General features: G+C 58.7%; 6 protein-coding genes and 2 pseudogenes. 3 read left to right on the top strand and 5 right to left on the bottom strand.

Translation table 11 applies throughout. The features are described 5' to 3' along the window. Positions 1-150: 150 nt before the first annotated feature. The 3 genes from minE to minC form a co-directional block, all read right to left on the bottom strand. Positions 151-405 carry a cell division topological specificity factor MinE gene (gene minE / locus JFT80_RS06345; protein WP_007944431.1) on the bottom strand — a complete coding sequence of 85 codons (255 nt, stop codon included), beginning with the start codon at positions 403-405 and terminating at the stop codon, positions 151-153. Next, complete coding sequence (gene minD, locus JFT80_RS06340; protein WP_201147291.1) at positions 405-1,217, bottom strand: septum site-determining protein MinD; 813 nt, start codon at positions 1,215-1,217, stop codon at positions 405-407. The genes minE and minD overlap by 1 nt, the downstream gene beginning before the upstream one ends. Positions 1,218-1,386: 169 nt before the next feature. Then, complete coding sequence (minC, locus tag JFT80_RS06335) at positions 1,387-2,124, bottom strand: septum site-determining protein MinC (RefSeq protein ID WP_201147290.1); 738 nt, start codon at positions 2,122-2,124, stop codon at positions 1,387-1,389. Positions 2,125-2,241: 117 nt separating this feature from the next. Here minC and JFT80_RS06330 point away from each other — a divergent pair. The 3 genes and pseudogenes from JFT80_RS06330 to JFT80_RS23895 form a co-directional block, all read left to right on the top strand. Continuing rightward, positions 2,242-3,173: pseudogene (locus JFT80_RS06330) on the top strand (lipid A biosynthesis lauroyl acyltransferase). A 52-nt stretch (positions 3,174-3,225) separates the two neighbouring features. Then, the gene (locus JFT80_RS06325; protein ID WP_201147289.1) at positions 3,226-4,380 is read left to right on the top strand and encodes a patatin-like phospholipase family protein; all 1,155 of its coding nucleotides are present in this window, start codon (positions 3,226-3,228) and stop codon (positions 4,378-4,380) included. Between the two features lie 17 nt (positions 4,381-4,397). Continuing rightward, a pseudogene (locus JFT80_RS23895) lies at positions 4,398-4,475 on the top strand (outer membrane lipoprotein carrier protein LolA); the annotation flags it as partial. Between the two features lie 47 nt (positions 4,476-4,522). Here the strand turns inward: JFT80_RS23895 and JFT80_RS06320 are convergent. Together JFT80_RS06320 and JFT80_RS06315 are read right to left on the bottom strand one after the other, a co-directional pair. Further along, positions 4,523-5,308, bottom strand: a complete 786-nt coding sequence (locus JFT80_RS06320; protein WP_201147288.1) for an outer membrane protein OmpK — start codon at positions 5,306-5,308, stop codon at positions 4,523-4,525. 372 nt (positions 5,309-5,680) lie between these two features. After that, positions 5,681-6,466: an outer membrane protein OmpK gene (locus tag JFT80_RS06315; RefSeq protein WP_201147287.1), complete on the bottom strand. Its 786-nt coding sequence runs from the start codon at positions 6,464-6,466 to the stop codon at positions 5,681-5,683. Positions 6,467-6,610 lie beyond the last annotated feature (144 nt).

Genomic DNA, 6,610 nt, shown 5'->3' with positions numbered 1-6,610 from the left:
CGACTCACGCCCTTCATTGTCCCCGTAGGCGCTGCCGCAGGCTGCGATCTTTTGATTTTGCATGAAGAACAAGATCAGAAGATCGCAGCCTGCGGCAGCACCTACACGGTCCCGAAGGGCCTGAGCCGCCGTGGCTCCAGCCGGATCGACTCAGCGATCAGGCAGGGTGATATTGAGTTCCAGAATCGAGCAGCTGCCCTGATTTTCCAGAGCGACATGCACGTCATCGGACCCGATATTGACGTACTTGCGGATCACCTCCACCAGTTCCTTCTGCAAGGCTGGCAGGTAGTCCGGTGTACTGCGTTGGCCGCGTTCATGCGCCACGATGATCTGTAGACGCTCTTTCGCTACCGAGGCTGTGCTTGGCTTCTTGTTGGCTCGAAAGAAGTCAAAAATGTTCATTACCTACCTCCAAACAGGCGCTCGAAGAATCCCTTCTTCGTGACATCGAGGAAACGATGCTCCACGGTTTTGCCCAGCAGACGATCGACGGCATCGCTGTATGCCTGGCCGGCATCGCTCTGGTCGTCGAGAATCACCGGTACGCCCTGGTTGGATGCCTTGAGCACCGCCTGGGATTCCGGGATTACACCGAGCAGGGTTACCGAGAGGATTTCCTTGACGTCTTCAACGCCCAGCATTTCGCCTTTTTCAACACGCTCTGGATGGTAGCGAGTGATCAGCAGGTGTTCCTTGATCGGGTCTTCGCCACGTTCGGCGCGGCGCGATTTGCTCGCCAGCAGGCCAAGCATGCGGTCCGAATCTCGTACCGAGGACACTTCCGGGTTGGTCACGACGATCGCTTCATCAGCGAAGTACATGGCCAGGTGGGCACCTTTCTCGATGCCGGCCGGCGAGTCGCAGACGACGAACTCGAATTGTTCCTTGAGCTCCATCAGGACTTTTTCCACGCCTTCGACGGTCAGCGCGTCTTTGTCGCGGGTCTGACTGGCGGCCAGTACGTAGAGGTTCTCCAGGCGCTTGTCTTTGATCAGTGCCTGTTGCAGGTTGGCTTCGCCGTTGACCACGTTGACGAAGTCATACACCACGCGGCGCTCGCAACCCATGATCAGGTCAAGGTTACGCAAGCCCACGTCGAAGTCGACGATCACTGTTTTGTGGCCGCGCAGAGCGAGGCCGGTACCGATAGCGGCGCTGGTGGTGGTCTTACCCACACCACCCTTGCCGGATGTAACCACGAGAATCTTGGCCAAGGTGTTTCACCCCTAAGGAAGAAGGACTTTTTAGCCCCTGAAAAACATCTCTTGAAAACTACTGCAGTCGGACAGCCTTGGCTGGAATTCGGCTTTTGGCCTTTTTCCTACTTCGTTTGAGCCGTTTTCGCTACGTTTTAGAGATGCTTGGAAAATGCGGCAGTATCCGTTAAAGCCGAATGATGTTCAACACGTCGCCCGACAGGCTGACCTGTACGCCCGAACCCCACATTGGATCGCGACGCAAATCTTCGGACACCTTGTAATGACCGGCGATAGAGATCAGTTCAGCGCTCAATTGCTGACAGAAAATCCGTGCCTTGGTATCACCTTTGACGCCGGCCAGCGCCCGACCGCGCATCGGGCCGTATACATGGATGTTGCCATCGGCGAGAAGTTCCGCCCCCGGACTGACCGACGACACCACGACCAGATCGCCACCCTGGGCATATATCTGTTGGCCGCCGCGCACGGTGGAGGTGATGATTTTGGTCGGCTTGATCGTTGGCTCCGGTGGTTTCTCCGGTTTTTTCACGACAACGCCTTCATTCGGGTCCAGGGCTCGCTCACGGGCACCGGACGGTGGCAGCACCGGGATGTCGATGGCGATGGCGGCGGCAATGTCTTCAATGCGGCTGGCGCGAATCGCCAGCGTGCGCAGGCCGTGTTGGCGGCACACACGCATCAGGCCTGGCAGATCGACGGCACCTTCACCCGGCGGCAATTTGTCCAGCGCCAGAACCAGTGGCGCGTTGCTGAAAAAATTCGGCGCCTGCGCGACTTTGGCGGCCAATTGCCGATCGAGGCTGTCGAGGTCGTTACGGGCCAGTTCCAGCACGGTAATGGCCAGCATGCTGCCCTTCAGCTGGAACACGGGATCTTGGTCTAACGGTTCGGTTTGGCTCATGTCGGCATACAACGGCTTGTCACTAAAAGTGCCGAGACTTATAACGAGAACGCCCGCGAGCCGCAAGCCGGGTCGAACGATGTAGAATGCGCGGCCACTGTATTTACGGAAGCTTTAATGGATCGCCCGCGTTTTCGAAAAGCATTTTTATCGCCTCGCTTCTGGCCGCTCTGGTGCGGTCTGGGGCTTTTATGGCTGATTGTCCAACTGCCTTATCCGGCGTTGCTGTCCATCGGTCGGCTCCTGGGCGCCGTGATGTATCGCCTGGCGGGCGACAGACGGCGCATCGCCAAGCGCAATCTCGAATTGTGTTTTCCGGAAAAATCCGCCGCCGAGCGCAAACACCTGCTCAAGGAAAATTTCGCTTCCACCGGCATCGCCTTCTTTGAAATGGCCATGAGCTGGTGGTGGTCGCGCGAGCGGCTGGCGAAGCTGGCGCATGTCGAAGGCCTGGAGCATCTGCAAAAAGCCCAACGCGAAGGCAAGGGGTGATCCTGATGGCGGTGCATTTCACCACCCTGGAAATCGGCGCGGCGTTGCTCGGCCAGCTGCACACCATCGACGGCATGTACCGCGAACACAAAAATCCGTTGTTCGACTTCATCCAGCGTCAGGGCCGTGAGCGGCACAACCTCGATTCGCTGGCGGTGGAGCGCGACGACGTGCGCGGCATGCTCAAGCTGCTGCGTTCGGGCCGGGCGATCTGGTACGCACCGGATCAGGACTACGGCGCCAAGCAAAGTATTTTTGTGCCGCTGTTCGGCATTCAGGCCGCGACGGTGACGGCGACCACCAAGTTTGCTCGTTTGGGCAAGGCGTTGGTGGTGCCGTTCACGCAGGAGCGTCTGGCCGACAGCAGCGGTTATCGTCTGGTCGTGCATCCACCGCTGGAAGATTTCCCGGGCGAGACTGAGGAAGCCGACTGCATCCGCATCAATCAGTGGGTCGAAGGCGTCTTGCGTGATTGCCCTGAGCAGTACTTGTGGGCGCATCGCCGCTTCAAGAGCCGTCCACCGGGCGAGCCGAAGTTGTACGCCAAACGCGGTTGAAACATGATCCCCTGCAGGAGCGGACTACCAACAAGCACCATGGAGTGTTGCGATGAGCCCTGCTGAACCGGTCACAGGTTTGATTCTTTCTGGCGGTGGGGCGCGGGCGGCGTATCAGGTGGGGGTGCTGGCGGCGATTGCCGAGTTGCTGCCTTTGGGCGCGGACAATCCGTTTCCGGTGATCGTCGGCACATCGGCCGGGGCGATCAATGCGGTCAGCCTCGCCAGTGGCGCCACCGATTTTCGCGCCGCCATCGAACGCCTCACATTATTCTGGCAGGGCTTTCGCAGCCATCGCGTGTTGCGCAGCGACTGGCCCGGTGTCATCCGACAGGCCAGCCGCTTTGTCAGCCACAGCTTGCTCGGCCTCGGTCGACATCTGCCGGTGGCGCTGCTCAACAGTTCGCCGCTGCGCGATCTGCTCAATGAAAAACTGCAGTTGTCCGGGATCGCTGAGGCGATCGCGCAGAAACAGTTACAGGCCGTGGCGGTCACTGCGTTCGGCTATGAGTCGGGTCAGGCCGTCACGTTCTACCAGGGCGGCGGCACCATCGACGCCTGGTTACGCCATCGTCGCATCGGCGTGCCTACGCAGTTGACCATTGAGCACCTGCTCGCCAGTTCCGCGATTCCGCTGCTGTTCGCGCCGGTGAAAATCGGTGAAGAGTATTTCGGCGACGGCGCGGTACGCCAATCGGCCCCCATCAGTCCGGCCCTGCATCTTGGGGCCAGCCGCGTGCTGGTGGTGGGGGTCAGCGGCAACCCGCGCGGGGTCGATCCCGAGCAGCCGCTGCAACGCGCCTATACCGGCCAGCAGCCGACCCTCGCGCAAATTGGCGGGCACATGCTCAACAGCACGTTCATCGACAGCCTGGAAAGCGACATCGAGCTGCTGCAACGTCTCAACCAGTTCAGTCACCTGATGCCCAATGGCACACCCACCCGAGCGCTCGGCGTGGCGCCGGTGGAGGTGCTGGTGATCTCACCGAGCCAGCCGCTCGATGAGATCGCTGCGCGGCACCGGCAGGAATTACCAGCGGCGCTACGCCTGTTCCTGCGCGGGCCGGGGGCGACCAAGACGAGTGGAGCGGGAGTGTTGAGTTATCTGTTGTTCGAGGCGGGGTATTGCAGCGAGTTGATTGATTTGGGGCGCCGGGATGCGCTGGCCAAGCGTGAGGAGTTGTCCCGGTTTCTGGGGTTGCTGTAGGAGCGAGCTTGCTCGCGATGGACGTTAACGATGACGCTGGGAGCCTGACACCCCGTGGCGCTCTCTGGTCCTTCGCGAGCAAGCTCGCTCCTACAAATCGTGGCGCTCTCTGTCCTTCGCGAGCAGCCTCACTTTTACAAAATCAGAAGTGAACCTTGACCAGGAAGCTGGTCACGCTCTGATCGGTTTTGAAGCCCTGGCTGTCTTCGATACCGTATTTGTTTTTCCAGTAGTCATACTCGACACCGACGTACAACTGCTTGGCACCCAGGCTCAGGGCTTTGCCCAGGTCGTATTTGATTTGCGGATTGAAGTGCAGGTTGGCGTGGTATTCGCCACGGTTGTTGACGTCGTTGTCGACGACCCAGTCCATGAAGCCGTCGATCAGCACGTTCGAATCGCCGACCGGAATGGTGTAGGACCACACTGGAGTGATCTGCCAGACGTTGTCACCCGGGCGCGAGCCTTCGGTGTGGCGCTGGTAGAAGTTCAGCTGGAAGTAGTCGAAACCCGGGATGGCCAGGTCGAAGCCCGGGCCGATCAGGTAGGACTCGGTGTCACCTTCGCCGAACTCGTAAGTCATCGCCAGCAGGACGTCTTTGATCGGGCCGAACTCGATCTTCTGGTTGAAAATCTTGTTGAATGACAAGCGCGGGCTGAATTCGCCGTAGTGAGTGTTCTTGCCGGCGAAAGAGTCTTCCTTGCCGTTGTAGAAGATCTTGTCGACGAACAGGAAGTTGTCCCCATACTTCCACGCATCGGCGTGCTCGAAGGTGACGGTCTGCTGGATCGCAGGGTTGACCTTGAAGTCTTTGCCATAGAGGTAGGTCAGGCTGTTGTTCTGCCATTGCAGCAGACCATCGGCCATGGCCTGGCCGCCGGCCAACATCGATCCCGCGAGCATCAGGCTGGTGCACATACGTTTCATTCGGTTGCTCCCAAAGTAGGTGTTCCACGTTTATTTTTTTAAGATCGGCGCTCTGGTGTGGCGCCTTTTTTCGTTGCTGCAAAAGTCATCCGATCGGTCAGCTTCTGTGTGTTAGCAAAAGCTGAGCCAAGGCTTTCGAAAAGCAAAAAAACGCCCTCTCGGCTGCTGAAAAACAGTCGATTGAGCGTGTTTTCGGGATGCCTCGGTACTGGCCGGGGCCGGGATAAGTTGGCCCGTCGGTCAGGAATTAAATCCGGGCTTTTTTTTAGACCGAATTCATGAGGCCGCGGAGAATACTGACTCCTTGGCCAGCTCTCAAGTGCCCCGCAACAGAGCACCGACGACAGGTATGGGGCACGGTTGCGGGCCATCTTAGAAGTGCACCTTCACCAGCAGGCTGGCGGTGTTCTGATTGGTGTCGAGGTTGTGGCTGCTTTCGACGCCGTATTTATTTTTCCAATAGCTGTATTCGGTGCCGACATACAGCTGCTTCTGACTCCAGCCCAACGCTTTGCCGAGGTCGTATTTGATCTGCGGATTGATGTGCAGGTTGGCGTGGTAGGTGCCGCGCGAGTTCTCATCGTTGTCGACGACCCAATCCAGATAACCGTCGATCAGCAGGTCGGAATTGCCCACGGGAATGCTGTAGGACCAGCCCGGGGTGATCTGCCAGACGCCATCGCCGGGGCGCGGGCCTTCGGTCTGGCGGCGGAATATGTTCAAGGTGACGTAGTTGAAGCCTGGCACTTTCAGGTCGAAACCGGGGCCGATCAGATAAGCCTCGCTGTCGCCTTCGCCGTACTCGTAGGTCATTGCCAGCAACACGTCCTTGATCGGGCCGAACTCGATCTTCTGGTCGAAGATCTTGCCGAACGAGAAACGCGGGGTGAATTCGCCGTAGAAGGTGTGCGGGCCTTTGTTGCGGTCTTCCTGGCCGTTGTAGAAGATCTTGTCGACGAACAGGAAGTTGTCGCCGTACTTCCATTTGTCGGCGTGCTCGAACGTCACCGTCTGCTGGATCGACGGGTTGATGGCGAAATTCTTGCCGTACAGATAGCTGAGGCTGTTGGTCTGCCACAGCAGTAAATCGCCGGCCATGACCTGGCTAGTGGTCAGCAGGGCGGCGCCCAACAGCAGGTTTTTCTGAGTCCGGATCATCTGGTGCTCCTTCTTGTTTTTATTGTTCAAGGCACGGGGGCTCCAACCCTGTGGGAGTGAGCCTGCTCGCGATGGCGGTGTATCAGTCAATGAAGTGTTGAGTCTGATAACGTCATCGCGAGCAGGCTCGCTTCCACCTGGCCG

It is taken from the genome of Pseudomonas sp. TH10 (assembly GCF_016651255.1).
Classification (GTDB): Bacteria; Pseudomonadota; Gammaproteobacteria; order Pseudomonadales; family Pseudomonadaceae; genus Aquipseudomonas.
This window is presented reverse-complemented; position numbering and strand designations above follow the sequence as displayed.

Bases quoted from the DNA above. Each gene is read 5' to 3' on its own strand.
- minE (WP_007944431.1), bottom strand. From the start codon at position 405: ATGAACATTTTTGACTTCTTTCGAGCCAACAAGAAGCCAAGCACAGCC.
- minC (WP_201147290.1), bottom strand. From the start codon at position 2,124: ATGAGCCAAACCGAACCGTTAGACCAAGATCCCGTGTTCCAGCTGAAG.
- JFT80_RS06325 (WP_201147289.1), top strand. From the start codon at position 3,226: ATGAGCCCTGCTGAACCGGTCACAGGTTTGATTCTTTCTGGCGGTGGG.
- JFT80_RS06320 (WP_201147288.1), bottom strand. From the start codon at position 5,308: ATGAAACGTATGTGCACCAGCCTGATGCTCGCGGGATCGATGTTGGCC.
- JFT80_RS06315 (WP_201147287.1), bottom strand. From the start codon at position 6,466: ATGATCCGGACTCAGAAAAACCTGCTGTTGGGCGCCGCCCTGCTGACC.